The sequence below is a fragment of the Rouxiella sp. S1S-2 genome (assembly GCF_009208105.1).
Taxonomy (GTDB): domain Bacteria; phylum Pseudomonadota; class Gammaproteobacteria; order Enterobacterales; family Enterobacteriaceae; genus Rouxiella.
The window spans coordinates 4,561,328-4,585,494 of sequence record NZ_WFKL01000001.1; the positions used below are offsets into that span (position 1 = coordinate 4,561,328).

At 51.8% G+C, this 24,167-nt stretch carries 13 protein-coding genes, 1 tRNA gene, 3 rRNA genes and 1 pseudogene; 8 read left to right on the forward strand and 10 right to left on the reverse strand.

The window, feature by feature from the left end:
• Nucleotides 1-26 precede the first annotated feature (26 nt).
• Together emrA and emrB are read left to right on the forward strand one after the other, a co-directional pair.
• Nucleotides 27-1,205: a multidrug efflux MFS transporter periplasmic adaptor subunit EmrA gene (gene emrA, locus GA565_RS20985; RefSeq protein ID WP_152200588.1), complete on the forward strand. Its 1,179-nt coding sequence runs from the start codon at nucleotides 27-29 to the stop codon at nucleotides 1,203-1,205.
• A 17-nt stretch (nucleotides 1,206-1,222) separates the two neighbouring features.
• Entirely contained in the window at nucleotides 1,223-2,761 is a 1,539-nt protein-coding gene (gene emrB / locus GA565_RS20990) for a multidrug efflux MFS transporter permease subunit EmrB (protein ID WP_072156443.1), read from the forward strand.
• 63 nt (nucleotides 2,762-2,824) lie between these two features.
• On the opposite strand, the gene GA565_RS20995 is transcribed toward emrB, so the two are convergent.
• The gene (locus GA565_RS20995; RefSeq protein WP_152200590.1) at nucleotides 2,825-3,838 is read right to left on the reverse strand and encodes an NAD(P)-dependent alcohol dehydrogenase; all 1,014 of its coding nucleotides are present in this window, start codon (nucleotides 3,836-3,838) and stop codon (nucleotides 2,825-2,827) included.
• Nucleotides 3,839-3,954: 116 nt separating this feature from the next.
• Between GA565_RS20995 and GA565_RS21000 the strand changes: the two genes are divergently transcribed.
• Entirely contained in the window at nucleotides 3,955-4,896 is a 942-nt protein-coding gene (locus GA565_RS21000; RefSeq protein ID WP_152200591.1) for an AraC family transcriptional regulator, read from the forward strand.
• Between the two features lie 80 nt (nucleotides 4,897-4,976).
• Here GA565_RS21000 and GA565_RS21005 read toward each other — a convergent pair whose 3' ends face one another.
• Entirely contained in the window at nucleotides 4,977-6,116 is a 1,140-nt protein-coding gene (locus tag GA565_RS21005) for a tRNA/rRNA methyltransferase (RefSeq protein ID WP_055776370.1), read from the reverse strand.
• Between the two features lie 221 nt (nucleotides 6,117-6,337).
• Here GA565_RS21005 and trxC point away from each other — a divergent pair, with 221 nt between their 5' ends.
• The 5 genes and pseudogenes from trxC (at nucleotide 6,338) to GA565_RS21030 (ending at nucleotide 12,284) form a co-directional block, all read left to right on the forward strand.
• Nucleotides 6,338-6,757: a thioredoxin TrxC gene (gene trxC / locus GA565_RS21010; protein WP_152201682.1), complete on the forward strand. Its 420-nt coding sequence runs from the start codon at nucleotides 6,338-6,340 to the stop codon at nucleotides 6,755-6,757.
• 160 nt (nucleotides 6,758-6,917) lie between these two features.
• Nucleotides 6,918-7,622, forward strand: a complete 705-nt coding sequence (locus GA565_RS21015; protein WP_152200593.1) for a tRNA-uridine aminocarboxypropyltransferase — start codon at nucleotides 6,918-6,920, stop codon at nucleotides 7,620-7,622.
• Nucleotides 7,623-7,653: 31 nt separating this feature from the next.
• Complete coding sequence (locus tag GA565_RS21020; RefSeq protein ID WP_152200595.1) at nucleotides 7,654-10,329, forward strand: bifunctional acetate--CoA ligase family protein/GNAT family N-acetyltransferase; 2,676 nt, start codon at nucleotides 7,654-7,656, stop codon at nucleotides 10,327-10,329.
• Nucleotides 10,330-10,510: 181 nt separating this feature from the next.
• Nucleotides 10,511-11,866 carry a CDP-diacylglycerol--serine O-phosphatidyltransferase gene (gene pssA, locus GA565_RS21025; RefSeq protein WP_152201683.1) on the forward strand — a complete coding sequence of 452 codons (1,356 nt, stop codon included), beginning with the start codon at nucleotides 10,511-10,513 and terminating at the stop codon, nucleotides 11,864-11,866.
• An 82-nt stretch (nucleotides 11,867-11,948) separates the two neighbouring features.
• Nucleotides 11,949-12,284 (forward strand): annotated as a pseudogene (locus GA565_RS21030) (YfiM family lipoprotein).
• 36 nt (nucleotides 12,285-12,320) lie between these two features.
• On the opposite strand, the gene GA565_RS21035 reads toward GA565_RS21030, so the two are convergent.
• The 8 genes from GA565_RS21035 to rluD all read right to left on the reverse strand — a co-directional run bounded on the left by GA565_RS21035 (nucleotide 12,321) and on the right by rluD (nucleotide 24,047).
• Nucleotides 12,321-13,619 carry an MFS family transporter gene (locus tag GA565_RS21035; RefSeq protein ID WP_152200597.1) on the reverse strand — a complete coding sequence of 433 codons (1,299 nt, stop codon included), beginning with the start codon at nucleotides 13,617-13,619 and terminating at the stop codon, nucleotides 12,321-12,323.
• Between the two features lie 294 nt (nucleotides 13,620-13,913).
• Nucleotides 13,914-14,029, reverse strand: a 5S ribosomal RNA gene (rrf, locus tag GA565_RS21040).
• A 125-nt stretch (nucleotides 14,030-14,154) separates the two neighbouring features.
• Nucleotides 14,155-17,062, reverse strand: a 23S ribosomal RNA gene (locus GA565_RS21045).
• 240 nt (nucleotides 17,063-17,302) lie between these two features.
• Nucleotides 17,303-17,378, reverse strand: a tRNA-Glu gene (locus GA565_RS21050).
• Nucleotides 17,379-17,564: 186 nt separating this feature from the next.
• Nucleotides 17,565-19,107: ribosomal RNA gene (locus GA565_RS21055) — 16S ribosomal RNA — on the reverse strand.
• The 16S, 23S and 5S rRNA genes sit together here with 1 tRNA gene alongside, the layout of an rRNA operon.
• Before the next feature lie 524 nt (nucleotides 19,108-19,631).
• Complete coding sequence (gene clpB / locus GA565_RS21060; RefSeq protein ID WP_152200599.1) at nucleotides 19,632-22,205, reverse strand: ATP-dependent chaperone ClpB; 2,574 nt, start codon at nucleotides 22,203-22,205, stop codon at nucleotides 19,632-19,634.
• A gap of 130 nt (nucleotides 22,206-22,335) precedes the next feature.
• Nucleotides 22,336-23,070: a purine nucleoside phosphorylase YfiH gene (yfiH, locus tag GA565_RS21065; RefSeq protein WP_152200601.1), complete on the reverse strand. Its 735-nt coding sequence runs from the start codon at nucleotides 23,068-23,070 to the stop codon at nucleotides 22,336-22,338.
• The gene (gene rluD / locus GA565_RS21070) at nucleotides 23,070-24,047 is read right to left on the reverse strand and encodes a 23S rRNA pseudouridine(1911/1915/1917) synthase RluD (RefSeq protein WP_055775232.1); all 978 of its coding nucleotides are present in this window, start codon (nucleotides 24,045-24,047) and stop codon (nucleotides 23,070-23,072) included. Before rluD ends, yfiH begins: the two co-directional genes overlap by 1 nt.
• Between the last annotated feature and the right edge of the window lie 120 nt (nucleotides 24,048-24,167).

Sequence of the window (24,167 nt, forward strand, 5' to 3'; positions counted from 1 at the left end):
TAACAAGACCCAGCGTGGAGAAAATCATGAGCGCAAACGCGGAAGTTCAACAGCCGACCCCGCCACCTGTTAATAAGAAAAAGAGATCGCGGAAAGTGGCGTTGCTCGTCTTGACCGGCATTTTTGTCATTATAGCCATTGCCTATTTGATCTACTGGTTTTTGGTATTGCGTCACTTCCAGGATACCGACGATGCCTATGTCGCGGGTAACCAGGTGCAGATTATGGCGCAGGTTTCAGGCAGCGTCACCGACGTCAATTTCGACAGTACCGATTTCGTTAAAAAAGGCGATACGCTGGTGGTTCTCGATCCGACGGACGCCGAGCAGGCATTCGAACGATCCAAGACCGCGCTGGCCAACAGTGTGCGTCAAACGCATCAGCTGATTATCAACAGCAAGCAGTATCAGGCCAATGTGATGCTGCGTCAGACACAGCTCAATCAGGTGCAAGCTGACCTGAAACGTCGCGTGGTGCTAGGACAAGTGGACGCTATTGGTCGTGAAGAGTTACAACACGCCCACGATGCCGTTGACAGCGCCAAGGCACAGCTTGACGTTGCCGTTCAGCAACTCAACGCCAATCAGGCGATGGTCCTCAATACCCCGGTTGACCAACAGCCGCAGGTTTTACAGGCCGCCGCGCAGGTTCGTGATGCCTGGTTAGCGTTGCAGCGTACCAAAATTGTCAGTCCGGTTGACGGCTATGTTTCGCGCCGCAGCGTGCAGGTGGGTCAGCAAATTAACACCGCCACCGCGCTGATGGCCGTTGTGCCTGCGACTAACGTGTGGGTAGATGCCAACTTTAAAGAGACCCAGTTGGCTAATATGCGCATCGGCCAATCGGCGACCGTTGTCAGTGATATCTACGGCGATGACGTGGTGTATCACGGTAAAGTAGTCGGCATGGACATGGGCACCGGCGGCGCGTTCTCCCTGCTGCCAGCACAGAACGCCACCGGTAACTGGATCAAAGTGGTTCAGCGCCTGCCGGTACGTATTGAGCTTGATGCCAACGAAGTGAAACAGCATCCGCTGCGCATCGGGCTTTCAACGCTGGTCACGGTAGATACTCAAAATCTTGATGGCCTGATCTTGTCAGATAAAGTCCGTACAACGCCGCTTTATCAGACATCTGCGCTGACCTTAAATCTGGCTCCGGTTGACGCCATTATTAATGACGTTATCCATGCTAATGCAGGCTGAGTGCTTCGGAGGTCATCGTGGCTGCTAGAAAACCGCTGGAAGGCGCGCCACTCGCCTGGATGACGGTGGCGCTGGCTATGGCCACCTTTATGCAGGTGTTGGACTCGACGATTGCCAACGTGGCGATCCCGACGATCGCCGGTAACCTGGGGGCATCAAACTCTCAGGGTACTTGGGTCATTACCTCGTTTGGGGTGGCCAACGCCATCTCGATCCCCATCACCGGCTGGCTGGCAAAGCGTGTCGGTGAAGTCAGGCTATTTCTGTGGGCGACGGGGCTATTTGCCCTCGCGTCTTGGCTGTGCGGTATCTCAAACAGCCTCGAAATGCTTATTTTCTTCCGCGTTATTCAGGGGTTGGTGGCCGGTCCGCTTATTCCACTGTCGCAAAGTTTGCTGCTAAACAACTACCCTCCCGCCAAGCGAAGTACCGCACTGGCGCTGTGGTCGATGACGGTCATCGTGGCGCCGATATGCGGCCCGATCCTGGGCGGCTATATCAGCGACAACTATCACTGGGGATGGATCTTCTTTATCAACATTCCTATCGGTATTGTGGTGGTGTTGCTGACGCTGAGAACCTTGAAAGGTCGAGAAACCGAGACCCAAATCAGGCCAATCGACAGTGTGGGATTGGTACTGCTGGTGCTGGGGATCGGCTGTTTGCAGGTGATGCTCGACCGAGGAAAAGAGTTGGACTGGTTCAACTCGCCGGAGATAATAACCCTAACCATTGTCGCCGTGGTGTGCATAGCGTTCCTTATCGTCTGGGAGTTGACGGATGAAAACCCGATAGTCGATTTATCGCTGTTTAAATCGCGAAACTTTACTATCGGTACGCTGTGTATCAGTCTGGCCTACATGCTCTACTTCGGCTCTATCGTTCTTTTGCCGCAGCTATTGCAGGAGGTATTTGGCTATACCGCAACCTGGGCGGGTCTGGCGTCGGCACCGGTCGGGATACTGCCGGTTCTGATGTCGCCGATTATCGGTAAATTTGCCCACCGGCTGGACATGCGCTGGCTGGTGACCTTCAGCTTCATTATGTATGCAGTGTGCTTTTATTGGCGTGCTTACACGTTTGAACCGGGAATGGACTTTGGTGCATCGGCATGGCCGCAGTTTGTGCAGGGCTTTGCCGTAGGCTGCTTCTTCATGCCACTGATAACCATCATATTGTCGGGGCTTCCTCCCTCTCGAATGGCGGCGGCATCGAGCCTGTCCAACTTTACCCGTACGCTGGCCGGTTCGATTGGTACATCAATAACCACCACCATGTGGAGTAACCGGGAATCACTGCATCACGCGCATCTGACGGAGAGCATTACGCCATTTGATCCTGCAACCCAGCAGACTTATGCCCAGCTGCAAGGCTTGGGAATGAGCCACCAGCAGGCCTCAGGCTGGATAGCCCGAGAGATAACCAATCAGGGGCTTATCATCTCCGCCAATGAGGTCTTCTGGGCAGCGGGCGGTGTGTTCATTCTGTTGCTGATTCTGGTGTGGTTTGCTCGTGCACCGTTTACCGCAGGCGGTGATGGAGGCGGTGCGCACTAGCGCGGGTGCTTTCGCTGAAATACAAAAACGGACGTCTAAGACGTCCGTTTTTTAATGGCTGATTCAAACCATCGAGATAATCACCTTACCAATTTGCTGGCGGCTGTCGAAGTAGCGCCACGCCTCTATCGCCTGTTCAAAAGTGAAGACGCGATCAATGACCGGCTGAAGCTCGCTAAAACTCAGCGCACGGTTCATGGCAATAAAGTCTTCTCGGCTGCCGACGCTAAAAGGCCGCACCGTCGCCCCACTTTTAAACAGCGTCATAAAATCGACGGACGGCCCTCCATTGGCGACGAATCCCAGCAGCGCAATTTCTCCACCGGCCTCACAGGACAACAGTGACTGGTTCAGGGTACCCGGCCCGCCAATTTCAACCACTCTCGCCACACCCGCTCCCTGAGTTAATTCCCGCACCTTGATCGCCCACTCAGGATATTGGCGATAATTAATGACGCTATCGGCGCCCAATGAGGTCAAAATCTGGGCCTTTTCATCGTTCGAGGTCAGCGCAATGACTCGTGCGCCCATCAATTTGGCAAACTGCACGGCGAACAGAGCAACGCCGCCGGTACCCTGCGTCAGCACCGTTTCGCCCGGCTGCAGCGGACGCGATTTTTGCAGACTGTTCCAGGCTGTGACCGCCGCACAAGGTAGAGCTGCCGCCTGTTCCCAAGACAGGTAATCAGGAATCGACACCAGCGCCTCTTCATCAACCACTTTATACTCGGTCAACCAACCGTCGGCCTGTGTACCATACGCACCTCTGCCCGCGGCGGTATCCAGCGGACCCGCAAACCAGTAGGGAAAAAAGCTACCCGCAACGCGACAGCCGACGGAAAATAGACTCACGCTCTCCCCAACATCGACCACTTCTCCAACGCCGTCCGACAGCGGGATCAGACCCGGTTTTGGAGAAAGCGTTCCGGTGCCGTGTAAAATAGCCAGGTCCCGGTAGTTCAGGCTGCAGGCGCAAACGCGAATTAATACCTGATTGCGTCCGGGAACCGGGCGCGCCTCATTGACCAAGTGCAGCCCTTCAATACGACCAAAATGCGTAAGGCGATAGCTTTGCATAACGATTTCCTTTCATCCTGCTTAAAGTGTTGCCCTACCTTAATGCCCAACACCTGGACGTTGAATGACTGAAAGAGTATTTTTACTGACTCATCATCCACATTAGCGAGTTTGATATGGATCCTCTCGACGACGTATTCGCCGCCATGCGCCTGCAAAGCGCGCTCTACTCTCGCCTCACGCCGCGTGCGCCATGGGGCGTGAGCTTTGTTAAAAGTGCTTCTATCCGTTTTGGCTTTATGAATAAAGGTTCGGCCTGGCTAGTGACTGACGGCGATGCAGATCCTATTTTCCTGCAAAAAGGCGAAGGTTTTATCGTTCAGCCCCATACGCCATTTTCACTTCGAGATACCCCCACCAGCCCAACGCGCTGGTGCGAGGAGGTCTTTGCCGACAATGCTGGAGAAGAAGGGTATTTTGGGGGAACTGGCGAGCCTGCGGACATGCTTTGTGGCTATTTGACGTTTGATAGCTCAGGCGCCGAACCGCTGCTTTCACTACTGCCTGCGGTAGTGACGATCCCTGCCGATGCCACTCGCTCACCGCTGTTGGAAGCAACACTAAAACTGCTGGCATTAGAAACGATTGAGAAAAATCTTGGTTCGAGAATCGTGATAAGCAGGCTCGCAGACGTGCTTTTTGTGCAGGCTATACGGGCGCACTGTTTACGTGAGCAGACTCGTAGGGGATGGATTGCCGCGCTGTCGGACGCAAAACTGAGCGGGGTAATACAAAAAATACATCATGACATCGCTTACCCCTGGAGCCTGCAGTCACTGGCTTCGCAGGCGGGAATGTCACGATCATCTTTTGCCGTTCATTTCAAAGCAGTAACAGGAGACACGCCTGGAGACTATCTGAGCCAGTGGCGCATGTATCGAGCGCGCTGTCTGCTACGTCATCCCCAGTTAACACTTACTACCATTGCAGAACGCGTCGGTTATGACTCGGCGATTACTTTAGGCAGGGCATTTAAACGTTTTCAAGGCATTACGCCCGGCGAATATCGTCAGCAGCAGGGGCTATCATTGCCTAAGGCGGTGGCACAAGGGCAATAGTAGATAACAAAAACGGACGCAATATGCGTCCGTTTTAAGCAGAACTATTGAAGCAGGGTTATTGCTGCAAACTGCAGAAATTAGCCTTGATTCTGACGCCACCATTCACCTAGCAAAATGCCGGTCGCGACGGAAACGTTAAGGCTTTCAACCTTACCGGTGCCACCGATAGAAACGTTCAAATCGCCCTGCTGCCATGCGCTGTCGGACAAACCATCACTTTCTTCACCCAATACCAGCACCATTTTGGCCGGCAGTTCGGCTTTACCGAGTGCGGTGCCTTTATGGCTGGAAGTGGTGACGATGGTGTAACCCGCATTACGGAAGTTGGCCAGTACATCGATAAAGTTATCGGCAATGATCGCTTTAACATGTTCTGCGCCGCCTTCAGCGGTACGAACTGCGGCACCAGATTCCAGCTGGGCTGGATCCTGCACCAGCATCCCATTGATACCAAAGTGCGCACAGGTACGCATGATACCGCCGAGGTTGTGCGGGTTGCCGACGTTTTCCAACGCCAGGACACAGTCTTTTGCTGGAGCAGTTTGCAGATAAGTCTCTGCGTCCAGACCCTGACGTTTTTTAATCAGGAAGCACACACCGCCGTGGTGTTCAGTGCCGGAAGCTTTCGCCAGCTCATCGTCTTCAACCACATGATACGCTTTACGGTTAGCTGCCATCCAACGCAGCGCTTCACGAAAACGCGGCGTAACAGACTGCACAAACCAGGCACGGACGATTGAGTCCGGACGGCTTGCGAACAGCGCCTGACAGGCATTTTCGCCGTAAACGCGGGTCTCTTCCTGACGCTGACGACGCAGCTGCTCAGGATCGATAAAGCTTTTACCGCTGATGCCACCGTGGTCCGGCACTGATTCATCATCAGGTGCACGGGAAACCGTTTTCCACGGTGAGGAATTTTCCCACGGTGAAGATGAACCTGAGCCTTCAGTATCACGGCCTGGTCGGCTAGCGGGTCGGGCGGGACGTGAGTCACCGCGGCGTGCATCCGGACCACGCGAGTCACTGCCACGGGAATCGCTACCGCGACGCTCGTTATTGCGACCTTCAAAGGGACGGGAACCCGGGCGAGCTTTATCACCTGGACGTCCTTTATTGTTAGAAGGACGTTGATCTTTATTTCGGTTATCGCCGTCGTCGTCACTGCGGACGTACATCACTTTGACTTTGCCGTTCTTGCCACTGAATGAATCGTTCATTATTTTCTCCACCTACGCGCTGGGCGCGAAGATTACCTGATGTCTGAGTGGTAAGCCACTTGCTTTGGACCAAAAGCTAAAAACTATCGTATTCATTGGGTAAATCGCATTGTTCACCTCGTCACCAAACCGCATAATCGTCCGTATTTCTTCGTATCCTCAACACCCGCAATATTTTCGGGGCGGGATACGGTCTTAATGACAGAGGCTAGACTATGACTATTAATACGATTTGTTCATCATGTCAGGCGACCAACCGCTTACCTGAAGACCGTATTGACGACGGAGCCAAATGTGGTCGCTGTGGTCAACCCCTGTTCCAGGGTGAGGTTGTACACGCAACCGCCGCGACGCTCGATAAATACCTGCAGGATGACTTGCCGGTTGTCATCGATTTCTGGGCGCCTTGGTGCGGTCCCTGCGTTAACTTCGCGCCAATTTTTGAAGACGTGGCGGGAGAACGCGCGGGTAAAGTCCGTTTTATCAAAGTGAATACCGAGGCTGAACCTGAGCTTGGTGCGCGTTTCCGTATCCGCAGTATTCCGACCATTATGGTGTTTAACCAAGGAAAAATGGTTGATCAGCTGAGCGGCGCCATGCCTAAGGCTCCGTTCAATCAATGGCTCAATGAATCATTGTAACGCATAACGACGTTGTCGGCCCCTGCATTGTCGAGGGGCCAGTTGATTTATCCACGACGCCTCGCATTTTTTATCTCAACGTTTATCGACCTTACTCTGGCACTATCGATGTGCGGCACATCGGATTACAATAGCCCGATTTACCGTTGCAGGATTTCCAATGCCGGAAAATGCCGTACTGCGATTGCGTGCCCAGCGCCTCGCAAAATCTACCCGCCCCTATCTGGCCCGTGGCTCCCGCGTGATCCGCTGTCAGTCTTGTCTGCTGCCCAAACGCAACTGCCTGTGCAGCCACGTTAAGCCGCAGCGCGCAAACAGCCGTTTCTGTCTGGTGATGTTCGACACCGAGCCGCTAAAACCTAGCAACACGGGCCGGTTAATTGCCGATATTTTGCCGGATACTCAAGCTTTTATGTGGTCGCGCACCGAGGTTGACCCTGCGCTGCTGGCGGCCATTGCAGACCCGACTCGCCAGCCTTATGTGGTGTTTCCCGCCTCATTTGCGCACGCACCGCGTCAGGTATTTACCGAATTGCCGACCCACGCCAAACCGCCGCTGTTTATCATGCTTGATGGCACCTGGAATGAAGCGCGCAAAATGTTTCGTAAAAGTCCTTACCTTGATGGACTGCCGGTTTTTTCACTCGATGTCAGCGCAAAATCGAGCTATGTACTACGTGAGTCACCGCGTGAAGATCAGCACTGCACGGTAGAAGTTGCCGCGGCCTTGCTCGAGAAATCAGGTGATATTCAGGCATCTGAGAGCATGTCAGCACTGTTTAGCCTTTTCCGTACTCAATATTTAGCCGGAAAACCTCATCATCCGGTGCATCAACTCACAGCAATCTCCGACGAAAGCCTTTAGAATCGAGGGAACGTCATTAACAGGAGGCAGGATGAGCCAGCGCGGGTTAGAAGCTTTATTACGACCAAAATCAATCGCAGTCCTCGGTGCATCGGATAAGCCCGGTCGCGCCGGTTATCTGATGATGCGTAACCTGCTGGCCGGCGGTTTTAAAGGACCGGTGCTGCCGGTGACTCCTGCCTGGAAGGCCGTGTGTGGCGTATTGGCCTATCCCAACGTCGCCAGCCTGCCTATGACTCCAGATCTGGCGGTGATTTGCACCCGCGCCGACAGAAACCTTGCCCTGCTTGAGCAACTTGGCGAGCTGGGCTGTAAGACGGTGATCGTCCTTTCCTCACACCAGCAGCAGTTCGCCGAGCTGAAAAGCACCGCCCAGCGCTATGCGATGCGTCTGCTCGGCCCAAACAGTCTGGGGATTTTGGCCCCTTGGCTTGGGCTGAACGCAAGCTTTTCGCCGGTGCCTATTTTACCCGGCAAGCTGGCGTTTATTTCCCAGTCTGCCGCAGTGGCCAACACCATCCTCGACTGGGCGCAGCAGCGCTCGGTGGGCTTCTCCTACTTTATTTCACTTGGCGACAGCCTGGATATCGACGTCGACGATTTGCTAGATTTTTTAGCGCGTGACAGCAAAACCAGCGCCATTCTGCTTTACCTTGAGCATGTGAGCGATGCGCGCCGTTTTCTCTCGGCCTCGCGTAGTGCATCACGCAATAAGCCTATTTTAGTTATTAAAAGCGGACGCAGTGCGCAGGCACAAACGTTGCTCAATAGTCCGTTAAGCCTGGATGCAGCCTATGACGCCGCGATTCAACGCGCCGGTTTGCTGCGTGTACAGGACACTCATGAACTGTTCTCGGCCGTTGAAACGCTAAGCCACATGAGGCCACTGAGAGGTGAGCGCTTACTAATCGTCAGCAACGGGGCGGCTCCAGCGGCAATGGCGTTAGATCAACTTCTAAGTCATAACGGAAAGCTTGCCGCGTTGAGCGATGAAACATCCCAACGCCTCCGTAAACAGCTGGCGGAAAATATCGTTGTGGGGAACCCGCTAGATTTACGCGATGATGCCAGTCCTGAACTTTATAAGTCAGTGCTTACTACGCTCCTGGACAGCCAGGACTATGACGCCCTTCTGGTAATTCATGCCCCAAGTGCGGCCTCTCCGGGAACCGCTACGGCTCAACAGGTTATCGAGTCGATTCAACAACACCCACGAGGCAAGCGCGTTACGCTGCTGACCAACTGGTGCGGTGAGTTCTCTTCGGTTGAAGCACGAGGACTGTTCACTGAAGCGGGTCTGCCGACCTACCGTACGCCAGAAGGCGCGGTAACGGCGTTTATGCACATGGTTGAATATCGCCGCAACCAGAAACAGCTCAAAGAGACCCCCTCTCTGCCGCTGGATTTGAATAAAAACACCGATCGGGCACATCGCCTGATAGCAGAAGCGTTAAGCAGCGGAACCACTCGACTCGATACCCATGAAGTCAGGGCTATCTTCAAAGATTATGGCATGTCCGTGCTGCCAACCTGGATTGCTGGTGACAGCACAGAGGCCGTCGAGATTGCCAGCCGCGTGGGTTATCCTGTGGCACTCAAACTGCGCTCACCGGACATTGACCATAACTCCGAGGTGCAGGGCGTGATGCTTTATCTGCGTACCCCTGATGAGGTGAGCCAGGCGGCGGAGGCTATTTTCCAACGCGCGAAGCGAGCATTCCCGCAGGCTCGAATTAATGGTTTGTTAGTACAAACTATGGCTAACCGCCCTGGGGCACAAGAGCTGCGAATTGTCGTGCAATACGACGCCGTATTCGGCCCGTTGATTATGCTCGGCGAGGGGGGGATTGAGTGGCGACCGGAGCAACATGCGGTTGTCGCACTGCCGCCATTAAACATGGCACTGGCGCGCTATCTGGTTCTTCAGGGGCTAAAGAGTGGCAAAATTCGCGAACGCAATGCGCTGCGTCCTCTAGATATTCCAGCATTGAGCCACTTGCTGGTGCAGGTATCAAACCTGATTATCGATTGCCCGGAAATCAAAGAGCTGACCATTCATCCCCTGCTGGCTTCGGGCAATGAGTTAACATTGCTCGACGTTTCACTTGAGCTTAGCGCAGACAAAAATGACCAGCAGGCGCGTTTAGCGATTCGACCCTACCCTCAGGGTCTTGAAGAAAGAGTGACGCTGAGAGACGGCTCCCCCTGCCTGTTCCGCCCTATCCTGCCCGAAGATGAGCCTTTATTAAAAGCGTTCATCCAGAAGGTGACCAAAGAAGACCTCTATTACCGCTACTTCAGCGAGATCAATGAGTTTACGCATGAGGATTTAGCGAATATGACCCAAATCGACTACGATCGTGAAATGGCTTTCGTGGCGGTACGCGGCCAAACGCATGAAATTGAAATTATCGGCGTCACACGAGCGATTTCAGATCCCGATAATATTGATGCCGAGTTTTCGGTGTTGGTCCGCTCTGATCTTAAAGGGCTTGGGCTGGGTGGAAGATTGTTGTCGAAGATGATTGCCTACACCACCGAGCACGGTATTCATCGTTTGGCCGGCATCACCATGCCGAATAATCGTGGCATGTTGGCATTGGCGCGCAAGCTGGGATTTGAAGTGGACGTGCAGTTGTCGGAGGGGATCGTTAGCCTTTCCCTGCTATTGCAGGACGGACAAAATAGCCAAAAAATATCCAAATAAAACGATTTTAATCTGTAGTTTTTAAGATTTAATGATGCAGCGTTACAGATTTAAGACGGCCTCAAAGGCAAAACTTGCGCACATCGGATGAGACTAATGGTATTATCGACCGATTGTGCGGTCTGTTTTGTCTATGAGTGCCGCAATTGCCATTCATTAAAGAGAGAAGAAGCGCACTGTGATGTTGTCTAAATTCAAACGAAATAAACATCAACAACATCTTGCTCAACTGCCTAAACTCCCCCAATCGGTTGATGCTGTACAGACTCTGTACAGCGCCACAGATTTCCGTTCGACGCTGCTCGAGGTCATCGCTAACGCCACCCAACGGATTTATCTGGTTGCTCTGTATCTGGAGAATGATGACGGTGGGCGAGATGTGTTATCAGCACTGTATGAAGCCAAGCGCCAGCGCCCTGAGCTAGAAGTTTGCGTGCTGGTTGACTGGCACCGTGCTCAGCGAGGTCGCATCGGTGCAGCAGCAACCAATACCAATGCTGACTGGTATTGCCGAATGGCCAGAGAGAATCCTGATGTAGCAGTACCCGTTTACGGCGTGCCGGTAAACACTCGTGAGGCGCTGGGTGTGTTGCATCTCAAGGGTTATATTGTAGATGACCGCGTTATTTATAGCGGTGCAAGCCTGAATGACGTTTATCTACATCGTCACGATAAATACCGCTATGATCGCTATCACCTACTGAGCAATGCCGCGCTGGCCGATACCATGGTCAACTATATTCAAAAGTCTTTGCTTAGCGCCAGTGCGGTTCAACGTCTGGATCGTGAAGATCGTCCAAAAAGTCCAGAGATCAAAAACGAGACCCGCCAATTCCGCCAGACTTTGCGAGACTGTGGCTATCATTTTCAGGATGCGGCCTCCGAGAACGAACTGGCGGTTACGCCGATGGTTGGCCTGGGTAAGCAAAACGAGCTGAACCGTACCATCTATCATTTGATGGCCAGCACCGATGAAAAACTGACGCTTTGTACGCCATATTTTAATATGCCTGCCCTGCTGGCCCGAAATATTATGGGACTTCTGCGTCGTGGCAAGCAGGTTGAAATTATCGTCGGCGATAAAACGGCAAATGATTTTTATATTCCCCAGGATCAGCCTTTTAAAATTATCGGCGCTCTGCCTTATCTGTATGAAATAAACTTGCGTCGTTTTCTTGGCCGTCTGCAACGTTTTATCGACAGCGGACAACTTATTGTTCGACTGTGGAAAGATGGTGAAAATAGTTACCATCTCAAAGGCATTTGGGTCGACGATCGCTGGCAGTTAATTACCGGTAATAATCTCAACCCGCGCGCCTGGCGGCTTGATCTTGAAAACGCAATCCTTATTCACGACCCTAATAAGGAGATGCTGATACAGCGCCAGAAAGAGCTGGATAATATTCGTGAACACACCGAAGTTGTCTCGCACTATATGGAACTTGAAAGCATTCCTAATTATCCGGTGAAAGTACGTAAGCTCATCCGCCGTTTGCGACGTATTCGAATTGACCGCTTAATCAGCCGTATACTGTAATTCGCTATACTTAAAGCCTGGGCATGGCCCCAGGCTTTTTTTATGCTATTTTTATGGCTAACACGTCAAGGAACGTCACCCAATGCGGATACTTTTACCTGTTGCTATCGGGCCGTTGCTTATTTGCAGCGGATGCAGTCACTGAGCTAATGACAACTGGACGGGTAAGGACAAGGCTGAACACTTTGTTGCGTCTGCGGCCCTTGCTGCTGCAGGCACTGCTTATGCGAACAATCAGGGATGGAATTCGGCACAAAGCCGCGCATTCGGACTGATGTTTTCCGTGGGATTAGGCGCAGGAAAAGAATTATACGACAGTCGTGAAGCAGGCAGTAGCTGGAGTTGGAAAGACTTTATCTGGGACATTGCCGGCGCTGCCGCTGGATATAGCGCGTATCAGCTGATGTGTCACAATTAGGGCCTCCGCAGAGACCCTTCCCCTGCCTGGATTCAGCTATAGCTGAATTTCTTTGCCCTTAGCGTGCAAACGTATTGAGACAATAAAGGCTATCAGGCACATTCCAGAAACATACCAGAAAAAGACTTCCTCCATATTCCACGATTTAAAACTCAACGCGACATATTCTGCCGATCCACCAAATACGGCGTTAGCAACGGCATAGGATAATCCCACCCCAAGTGCACGGACTTCAGCAGGAAACATTTCAGCTTTTAGCAGGCCACTAATAGAGGTATAGAACGTTACGATCGCCAAGGCAATAACAATTAAAGTAAAGGCTAAATAAGGATTAGTGACGTTTTGCAGAGTATAAAGAATAGGAATGGTCAGCAACGTTGCGAAGCCTGAAAATATCAGCATTGAATTTCTACGTCCTATTTTATCGGACAACGCACCCACTATTGGCTGAAGTAGCATAAATATGAATAGTGCCAAAGTCATTAATCCACTTGCCGTTTTAGTCTCCATTCCGGCAGTATTCACTAGGTATTTCTGCATATATGTGGTGAAAGTATAGAAGCTTAATGAACCGCCTGCGGTGAAACCCAACACCATAAGGAAAGCTTTTTTATGTTTCCAAAGGCCCGAAAGACTCCCGGCGTCTTTACGCGCCCGCGTTTTTGCATCTGAGGTTTCATTGAGTGAGCGGCGTAAGAACAGTGCTACTACGGCCAAAACGGCACCCAGAGCGAATGGAATACGCCATCCCCAGGCTCTTAATTCGTCGCCGGAGAGGATTTGTTGCAGGCCAACCAGCACCAATAATGCCAGAAGCTGACCACCAATCAGGGTAACGTACTGGAAAGAGGCGAAAAATCCGCGACGCCCTTTAATGGCAACCTCACTCATGTAGGTCGCACTGGTACCGTATTCTCCTCCCACGGAAAGCCCCTGAAACAAACGCGCAAACAGCAGTAAGGCCGGTGCCCAAGCGCCAATCGTTTCATAGGTCGGCAGACAGGCAATGACCAACGATCCGGCGCACATCATGCATACCGAGATTAACATTGAGTTCTTTCGGCCGTGTTTGTCTGCGATGTATCCAAATAACCAGCCGCCGATCGGTCGCATAAAGAATCCTGCGGCAAATACGCCTGCCGTTTGTAGCAGTTGAGTGGTGCTATTTCCACTCGGGAAGAACGATGCGGCAAAGTAGATCGAGCAGAATGAATAGACATAAAAATCGAACCACTCGACTAAATTGCCTGAGGATGCGCCTACGATGGCGAATATTCGGTTCTTTTTATCTTTATCCGCCATTTCCTGCGAAGTTGAACGAGATATTTCTGTCATTTTTATTTTCTCCTGCGAAGTGCAACCCAAAGGTGCGGTCTTATATGATTTTTTATGCAATCTGAGCATTTAGTTAAGCAGAAAATAGGGGACAGGTGCGAGAGTTAATGCTTATTTATCAATTTGAATGAGTGATTTGTGAACTGTGGGATATATAAACCAGACGCAAAAAGGCCCCTGTCGTCAGACAGGGGCCCGCTTTTCGTGGCAGTTGACCCGGATTTTCGCCCTTTTACACACGCCCCAAACAAAAAAACCCCAGTCTTTCGACTGAGGTTTTTCCGTTTATTTGATGCCTGGCAGTTCCCTACTCTCGCATGGGGAGACCCCACACTACCATCGGCGCTACGGCGTTTCACTTCTGAGTTCGGCATGGGGTCAGGTGGGACCACCGCGCTACTGCCGCCAGGCAAATTCGTTTTATTCTAACCGCTTTCCCCATTACTCAGGGTAAGCCATCAGAACCAATCTTTGAACAAGCTGATTTCATTGAAACCTAAGTCTTTGTGTCTCTCTAAAACACCTTCGGTGTTGTAAGGTTAAGCCTCTCGGGTCATTAGTACTGGTTAGCTCAATGCATCGCTGCACTTACACACCCAGCCTATCAACGTCTTAGTCTTAAACGTCCCTTCAGGGGACTCGAAGTCCCAGGGAAGACTCATCTCGAGGCAAGTTTCGCGCTTAGATGCTTTCAGCGCTTATCTTTTCCGCATTTAGCTACCGGGCAATGCCATTGGCATGACAACCCGAACACCAGTGATGCGTCCACTCCGGTCCTCTCGTACTAGGAGCAGCCCCTCTCAATCTTCCAACGCCCACGGCAGATAGGGACCGAACTGTCTCACGACGTTCTAAACCCAGCTCGCGTACCACTTTAAACGGCGAACAGCCGTACCCTTGGGACCTACTTCAGCCCCAGGATGTGATGAGCCGACATCGAGGTGCCAAACACCGCCGTCGATATGAACTCTTGGGCGGTATCAGCCTGTTATCCCCGGAGTACCTTTTATCCGTTGAGCGATGGCCCTTCCATTCAGAACCACCGGATCACTATGACCTACTTTCGTACCTGCTCGAGCCGTCACTCTCGCAGTCAAGCTAGCTTATGCCATTGCACTAACCTCACGATGTCCGACCGTGATTAGCTAACCTTCGTGCTCCTCCGTTACTCTTTAGGAGGAGACCGCCCCAGTCAAACTACCCACCAGACACTGTCCTCACCCCAGATTATGGGGCCGAGTTAGAACATCAAACATTAAAGGGTGGTATTTCAAGGTTGGCTCCACGCAGACTGGCGTCCACGCTTCAAAGCCTCCCACCTATCCTACACATCAAGGCTCAATGTTCAGTGTCAAGCTATAGTAAAGGTTCACGGGGTCTTTCCGTCTTGCCGCGGGTACACTGCATCTTCACAGCGAGTTCAATTTCACTGAGTCTCGGGTGGAGACAGCCTGGCCATCATTACGCCATTCGTGCAGGTCGGAACTTACCCGACAAGGAATTTCGCTACCTTAGGACCGTTATAGTTACGGCCGCCGTTTACCGGGGCTTCGATCAAGAGCTTCTCCTTGCGGATAACCCCATCAATTAACCTTCCGGCACCGGGCAGGCGTCACACCGTATACGTCCACTTTCGTGTTTGCACAGTGCTGTGTTTTTATTAAACAGTTGCAGCCAGCTGGTATCTTCGACTGTCTTCAGCTCGGGAAGCAAGTTCCTCCACCTAGCGACAGCGTGCCTTCTCCCGAAGTTACGGCACCATTTTGCCTAGTTCCTTCACCCGAGTTCTCTCAAGCGCCTGAGTATTCTCTACCTGACCACCTGTGTCGGTTTGGGGTACGATTTAATGTTACCTGATGCTTAGAGGCTTTTCCTGGAAGTGCGGCATCAACTACTTCATCACCGTAGTGACTCGTCATCACGCCTCAGGGTTGATATGCGACCGGATTTACCAAGTCACACCCCCTACACGCTTAAACCGGGACAACCGTCGCCCGGCTAGCCTAGCCCTCTCCGTCCCCCCTTCGCAGTAACACCAAGTACAGGAATATTAACCTGTTTCCCATCGACTACGCCTTTCGGCCTCGCCTTAGGGGTCGACTCACCCTGCCCCGATTAACGTTGGACAGGAACCCTTGGTCTTCCGGCGTGCGGGTTTTTCACCCGCATTATCGTTACTTATGTCAGCATTCGCACTTCTGATACCTCCAGCAGCCCTCACAGACCACCTTCAACGGCTTACAGAACGCTCCCCTACCCAACAACGCCTAAGCGTCGCTGCCGCAGCTTCGGTGCATGGTTTAGCCCCGTTACATCTTCCGCGCAGGCCGACTCGACCAGTGAGCTATTACGCTTTCTTTAAATGATGGCTGCTTCTAAGCCAACATCCTGGCTGTCTATGCCTTCCCACATCGTTTCCCACTTAACCATGACTTTGGGACCTTAGCTGGCGGTCTGGGTTGTTTCCCTCTTCACGACGGACGTTAGCACCCGCCGTGTGTCTCCCGTGATAACATTCTTCGGTATTCGTAGTTTGCATCGAGTTGGTAATCCGGGATGGACCCCTAGTCGAAACAGTGCTCTACCCCCGAAGATGAGTTCACGAGGCGCTACCTAAATAGCTTTCGGGGAGAACCAGCTATCTCCCGGTTTGATTGGCCTTTCACCCCCAGCCACAAGTCATCCGCTAATTTTTCAACATTAGTCGGTTCGGTCCTCCAGTTAGTGTTACCCAACCTTCAACCTGCCCATGGCTAGATCACCGGGTTTCGGGTCTATACCTTGCAACTTGACGCCCAGTTAAGACTCGGTTTCCCTACGGCTCCCCTATACGGTTAACCTTGCTACAAAATATAAGTCGCTGACCCATTATACAAAAGGTACGCAGTCACCCAACAAAGTAGGCTCCCACTGCTTGTACGTACACGGTTTCAGGTTCTATTTCACTCCCCTCGCCGGGGTTCTTTTCGCCTTTCCCTCACGGTACTGGTTCACTATCGGTCAGTCAGGAGTATTTAGCCTTGGAGGATGGTCCCCCCATATTCAGACAGGATGTCACGTGTCCCGCCCTACTCATCGAACTCACAGCCTATGCATTTTTGTGTACGGGACTATCACCCTATACTGTGCGACCTTCCAGACGCTTCCACTAACACATAAACTGATTCAGGTTCTGGGCTGTTCCCCGTTCGCTCGCCGCTACTGGGGGAATCTCGGTTGATTTCTTTTCCTCGGGGTACTTAGATGTTTCAGTTCCCCCGGTTCGCCTCGCATGGCTATGTATTCACCATGCGATAATGTGACGTATCACATTGGGTTTCCCCATTCGGGTATCGTCGGGTATAACGGTTCATATCACCTTACCGACGCTTTTCGCAGATTAGCACGCCCTTCATCGCCTCTGACTGCCTAGGCATCCACCGTGTACGCTTAGTCGCTTAACCTCACAACCCGAAGGTGTCTTGCGACGCCCGTTCGTGCTGCGATTATTTGAGAGACTCTAATACAGGTGTTCATAACTCAGTACTTCTACGGAGAGTTATGTTCAGCTGTATCGTTTCAATTTTTCAGCTTGTTCCAGATTGTTAAAGAGCAATATCTTAAACACGACTCGTTAAAGTCATCTTTAAGATAATTTCTGACCTGCACGGTCAGACTGATAACGACTTTCACGCGTTATCGGATGGCGTCCCCAAGGGGATTCGAACCCCTGTTACAGCCGTGAAAGGGCAGTGTCCTAGGCCTCTAGACGATGGGGACACGGAAATTGCTTAGCAAATCACTGATTTGCTATTTCCGTGTAAAGGCGAGAATTTGCTATGCAAATTCAAGCGACCGATGTTTTAACATCTCGGTAGCTTCATACGCCTTTAACGAATGGGTGCTCTTGCTCATTTACATCTATCAGACAATCTGTGTGGACACTGCACAATGCGTATCTTTAGGTAAGGAGGTGATCCAACCGCAGGTTCCCCTACGGTTACCTTGTTACGACTTCACCCCAGTCATGAATCACAAAGTGGTAAGCGCCCTCCCGAAGGTTAAGCTACCTACTTCTTTTGCAACCCACTCCCATGGTGTGACGGGCGGTGTGTACAAGGCCCGGGAACGTATTCACCGTAGCATTCTGATCTACGATTACTAGCGATTCCGACTTCATGGAGTCGAGTTGCAGACTCCAATCCGGACTACGACATACTTTATGAGGTCCGCTTGCTCTCGCGAGTTCGCTTCTCTTTGTATATGCCATTGTAGCACGTGTGTAGCCCTACTCGTAAGGGCCATGATGACTTGACGTCATCCCCACCTTCCTCCGGTTTATCACCGGCAGTCTCCTTTGAGTTCCCACCATTACGTGCTGGCAACAAAGGATAAGGGTTGCGCTCGTTGCGGGACTTAACCCAACATTTCACAACACGAGCTGACGACAGCCATGCAGCACCTGTCTCACGGTTCCCGAAGGCACTAAGCTATCTCTAGCGAATTCCGTGGATGTCAAGAGTAGGTAAGGTTCTTCGCGTTGCATCGAATTAAACCACATGCTCCACCGCTTGTGCGGGCCCCCGTCAATTCATTTGAGTTTTAACCTTGCGGCCGTACTCCCCAGGCGGTCGACTTAACGCGTTAGCTCCGGAAGCCACGCCTCAAGGGCACAACCTCCAAGTCGACATCGTTTACAGCGTGGACTACCAGGGTATCTAATCCTGTTTGCTCCCCACGCTTTCGCACCTGAGCGTCAGTCTTTGTCCAGGGGGCCGCCTTCGCCACCGGTATTCCTCCAGATCTCTACGCATTTCACCGCTACACCTGGAATTCTACCCCCCTCTACAAGACTCTAGCTTGCCAGTTTCAAATGCAGTTCCCAAGTTAAGCTCGGGGATTTCACATCTGACTTAACAAACCGCCTGCGTGCGCTTTACGCCCAGTAATTCCGATTAACGCTTGCACCCTCCGTATTACCGCGGCTGCTGGCACGGAGTTAGCCGGTGCTTCTTCTGCGAGTAACGTCAATCGTTGTTGCTATTAACAACAACGCCTTCCTCCTCGCTGAAAGTGCTTTACAACCCTAAGGCCTTCTTCACACACGCGGCATGGCTGCATCAGGCTTGCGCCCATTGTGCAATATTCCCCACTGCTGCCTCCCGTAGGAGTCTGGACCGTGTCTCAGTTCCAGTGTGGCTGGTCATCCTCTCAGACCAGCTAGGGATCGTCGCCTAGGTGAGCCATTACCCCACCTACTAGCTAATCCCATCTGGGCACATCCGATGGCGTGAGGCCCGAAGGTCCCCCACTTTGGTCTTGCGACATCATGCGGTATTAGCTACCGTTTCCAGTAGTTATCCCCCTCCATCAGGCAGTTTCCCAGACATTACTCACCCGTCCGCCGCTCGTCACCCAGAGAGCAAGCTCTCCCGTGCTACCGCTCGACTTGCATGTGTTAGGCCTGCCGCCAGCGTTCAATCTGAGCCATGATCAAACTCTTCAATTAAAAGTTCGATTTGCTGAAACAAGTTCAGCGATGCTCAAAGTTACTTCACATCATTCATAATGAATTACTGCTTGGTCACTCTAAGACTTGGCATTGCTGCCTTGATATTCTGTTGCCACCGAAGTGGCTGATATCGTCTTGTGAGTGCCCACACAGATTGTCTGATAAATTGTTAAAGAGCAGTGAGTTACGCGCTTTCGCTTGCTAACTCGAGGTGGCGTATACTACGCTTTCCTCATTTAATGTCAACCGATTATTTTATCAATCAACATCATTTTTAATTCTTCCCGACTCGTTCACACCGCGTTGCTGCTGCGTTGTTCCCTGTCGTTGGAGCGGCATTATAGGGAGTTTTTGTGGAGCCGCAAGCCTTTATTCGAAATAAATTACCAACCGCTCATTAATTCAACAAATCTTATTGTTTAGGATAATAAATCAACAAAAAAGGGGACGAATTGTGATTCGGTCCCCTTTTAATCATGACTTACTCAGGTTCTTTTACCTGAGTACGCCTGACTATTGTATTACTGTTTAGCCACTATATGGTCGTTCTCTACATCTATAGTGATAGGTTTACCTGGTATCAGCTTGCCTGAGAGGATTTGCTGAGCCAGCGGATTTTCGATTTCCTGCTGGATGGCGCGTTTAAGAGGACGTGCACCGTATACCGGATCAAATCCGGTATTGCCAAGCAGCTCCAGTGCAGCGTCAGTAAGATGCGCACTGTAGCCCCGCTCTTCCAAACGTTTATACAAACGCTGCAGCTGGATTTCAGCAATATGCTTAATATGCGCATGACCCAGCGGATGGAAGACCACCACCTCATCTATACGGTTGATGAATTCAGGACGGAAGTTCTGAGTAACCACTTCCATTACTGATTCCTTCATCTGCGCATAGGTCGCTTCACCAAAATGCTGCTGGATAACGTCAGACCCCAAGTTAGAAGTCATGATCACCACAGTGTTGCGGAAATCAACGGTACGGCCCTGACCATCGGTTAAACGTCCGTCGTCCAAAACCTGAAGAAGAATATTAAACACATCAGGATGTGCCTTCTCAACTTCATCAAGCAGAATAACGGAGTAAGGACGACGACGAACTGCCTCAGTCAAATAGCCGCCCTCTTCATAACCCACATAGCCAGGAGGTGCACCCACCAGCCGAGATACAGAGTGTTTCTCCATAAACTCCGACATGTCGATTCGTACCATCGCGTCGTCGCTGTTAAACAGGAACGTCGCCAGCGCTTTACACAGTTCCGTTTTACCGACGCCCGTTGGCCCAAGGAACAGGAATGAACCAATCGGACGGTTAGGATCGGATAATCCTGCACGACTGCGGCGGATTGCATTCGATACAGCTTCAACCGCTTCATTCTGGCCAATGACACGCTTATGAAGATCGTCTTCCATGCGCAGCAGCTTTTCACGCTCACTTTCCAGCATTCTCGCCACTGGAATACCGGTCCAGCGCGCCAGTACGTCGGCAATTTCAACGTCGGTCACGCGGTTACGCAGCAGCTTGATCGATTTACCTTCAGCCTGGGTTGCCGCCGCGAGCTGTTTCTCAAGCTCCGGTATCTTACCGTACTGCAGCTCAGACATCCGACCGAGGTCACCGATGCGACGCGCCTGTTCAAGCGTAATTTTAGCCTGCTCAAGCTCGGCTTTAATGTTCTGCGTGCCGGTCAAAGAGGCTTTTTCAGCTTTCCACTCTTCATCAAGCCCGGAATATTCCCGCTCTTTCTGATCGAGTTCGGTAGTGATCATTTCAAGACGCTTGATGCTGGCGTCATCCGACTCTTTCTTTAATGCCTGTTGTTCAAGCTTCAACTGAATGATACGACGGTCCAGGCGATCCAGAGATTCTGGCTTGGAATCCATCTGCATACGAATGCTCGATGCCGCTTCATCTATAAGGTCGATAGCCTTGTCAGGCAACTGACGATCGGAAATGTAGCGGTGGGAGAGCGTCGCTGCCGCCACAATAGCCGGGTCAGTTATCTGAACGTGGTGATGTAGCTCATAGCGCTCTTTCAAGCCGCGCAGAATCGCAATGGTGTCTTCAACAGAAGGCTCTGCCACAAATACTTTCTGGAAACGACGTTCTAACGCTGCATCCTTTTCAATAAACTGGCGATACTCGTTCAGCGTCGTTGCGCCGACGCAGTGCAGTTCACCACGAGCAAGCGCAGGCTTAAGCATGTTGCCCGCATCCATTGCGCCGTCGGCTTTACCGGCACCCACCATGGTGTGCAGTTCATCGATAAACAGAATGACGTTACCTTCCTGCTTGGCGAGGTCGTTGAGCACGCCTTTCAGACGCTCTTCAAACTCACCACGGTATTTGGCACCCGCCACCAGCGCACCCATGTCCAGGGACAGCACGCGCTTGTTTTTCAGACCTTCAGGCACTTCACCATTAATAATGCGCTGAGCCAGACCTTCGGCAATGGCCGTTTTACCCACGCCGGGTTCACCGATTAATACCGGATTGTTTTTAGTACGGCGCTGCAGAACCTGAATGGTACGACGAATTTCTTCATCACGGCCAATCACCGGATCGAGCTTGCCCTGTTCGGCGCGCTCGGTCAGGTCAATGGTGAATTTCTTCAAAGCCTGACGTGAATCTTCGGCTCCCTGGTCATCCACTTTGTCACCACCTCGCATTTGATCGATAGCCGCGTTGATTTTATCTACGGTAGCGCCGCTGGCCTTCAACAGGTCAGTCAATACGCCACGGTCTTTTAATGCCGCCAGAATAAAGAGCTCTGACGAGATGAACTTATCAGCACGCTGCTGGGATAATTTGTCACAGAGATTTAAAACACGAACCAGTTCACTTGATGGTTGAACATCACCCCCGGTTCCTTCAACTTGCGATAAACGCCCCAATGCCTGTTCGACGTCCGTACGAACTCGCTGAGCGTCAACGCCCGCAGAGGTCAATAAAGGACGAACAGTTCCCCCTTCCTGCGTGAGCAAAGCGCTCATCAGGTGGACAGGTTCGATAAATTGGTTGTCGCGCCCGAGTGCGAGTGACTGGGCATCGGCGAGGGCAAGCTGGAATTTGCTGGTAAGACGATCCAGACGCATAACACCTCCAATACTGAACAAAATTGCTACTGGAGATTAGATGAGGTCATCCCTCACGATTTCAAGGTTACTTTGTCAGTATATTATGAGTACAACGTTATGCGTTGTTGGATCGTCTTGATTTAGTAGGTTATCTCAGCCAAATCAAAGTTGCCAGCCGTCCGGTGATTCCATCGCGTCGATAGGAGAAAAAAAGTTCGGGGCTACTCACCGTGCAGCAGTCACCGCCATAGATTTGCGTGACACCTGCGGCCTGGAGTCGGAGGCGGGCCAATTGATAAATATCGGCGAGGAATTTTTCGTTAAAAGGGGTAAAAGCTGAGGCTGCCTGAGGATCGCTGGCCACAAAAGCTTCTTTGACTTCGCCGCCCACCTCAAACTGCCGTGGGCCAATCGCCGGGCCGAACCACGCCATAATATCTTTTGGTTTAGCGCGAAACGCCGAAAGCGTATTTTCGAGTACGCCCGCATTCAATCCACGCCATCCTGCATGCGCCGCCGCCACTTCGTCCCCTGCTCTGCTGCAAAACAACACGGGCAGACAGTCTGCACTCATGGCTGCGCATACTATGCCGGGTTGGTCGGTATAGGCCGCATCGGCACGGATTGTATCGCGGGGAGTTTCGCGGGTCAGACGTGCCACGTCGGTGCCGTGTACCTGCTCCATCCAGTGTGGCGAAGAGGGTAGCGAGGCAAGTTCAATTAAACGTTGGCGATTGGTTTCTACGTGCTGGGGGAAATCTGAAACGTGGGTTCCAAGATTCAACGACGCGTAGGGTGGCAAACTTACACCGCCCAGACGCGTTGTTGAACAGGACCGCACCGATTCAGGCTGCGGCCACTGTGGAAGGATTAATGCCGGCATTACCAATGCATCTGATCCTTGAACTCTTCGGTATCGGCTTTCAGCGCGTTAATCAGATCAACCATATCCTGCGGCAATGGCGCATGCCATTCCATCTGAATACCCGTCACCGGATGGAACAGACGCAGCATGGTGGCGTGCAGTGCCTGACGGTCGAAGGTACGCAGCTGCTGAATAAATGCATCGGAAGCGCCCTTTGGTGGACGAGGACGGCCCCCATAAAGCTGATCGCCTACCAGAGGATGGTCAATATGCGCCATGTGTACACGGATCTGGTGAGTACGGCCTGTTTCCAGGCGCAGGCGCAGACGCGTATGGGCACGGAAATGCTCCATGATGCGGTAGTGCGTAGTCGCCGGTTTGCCCATTGGGTGAACCGCCATGTGAGTACGCTTGGTGCTGTGACGAGAGATCGGCTGGTTTACCGTTCCGCCGGCAGTCATCGTGCCGATAGCCACGGCTTCATACTCACGGGTGATTTCGCGACGCTGAAGGGCATCAACCAAATGGGTCTGCGCAGGAACGGTTTTCGCGACCACCATCAGACCGGTTGTATCTTTGTCCAAACGATGAACAATCCCGCAACGGGGTACGTCAATTATCTCAGGATAGTAGTGCAGTAAGGCATTAAGCACGGTACCATCTGGATTACCGGCACCGGGATGCACGACCAGATCACGCGGCTTGTTAATGACTAAAATATCGCTATCTTCGTAAACGATTTCAAGCGCAATGTCCTGAGGAAGCCAACGCGCTTCTTCTTCAATTTGTGCATTGATTGCGATAGCTTCGCCACCCAACACTTTTTCTTTAGGTTTGGTGGATTTTTTGCCATTAACCGTGACCCTTTCATCAAGAATCCAATCTTTTATGCGAGATCTTGAATAATCAGGGAACAATTCGGCCAAAGCCTGATCTAATCGTTGACCGAGTTGTGTTTCGGCAACCGTCGCCGTGAGTTCTACTTGTTGTGCCATATGGTGCTCTTGGGTAACCTTGGGTTTTCACGGCGATGCCGTTTAAAATAATGTGCTATTGTAGCTGGTCTTTGTCGGGAGCTTCACGGACAGTCTCCCAGAATAACACCTGAGGATAAT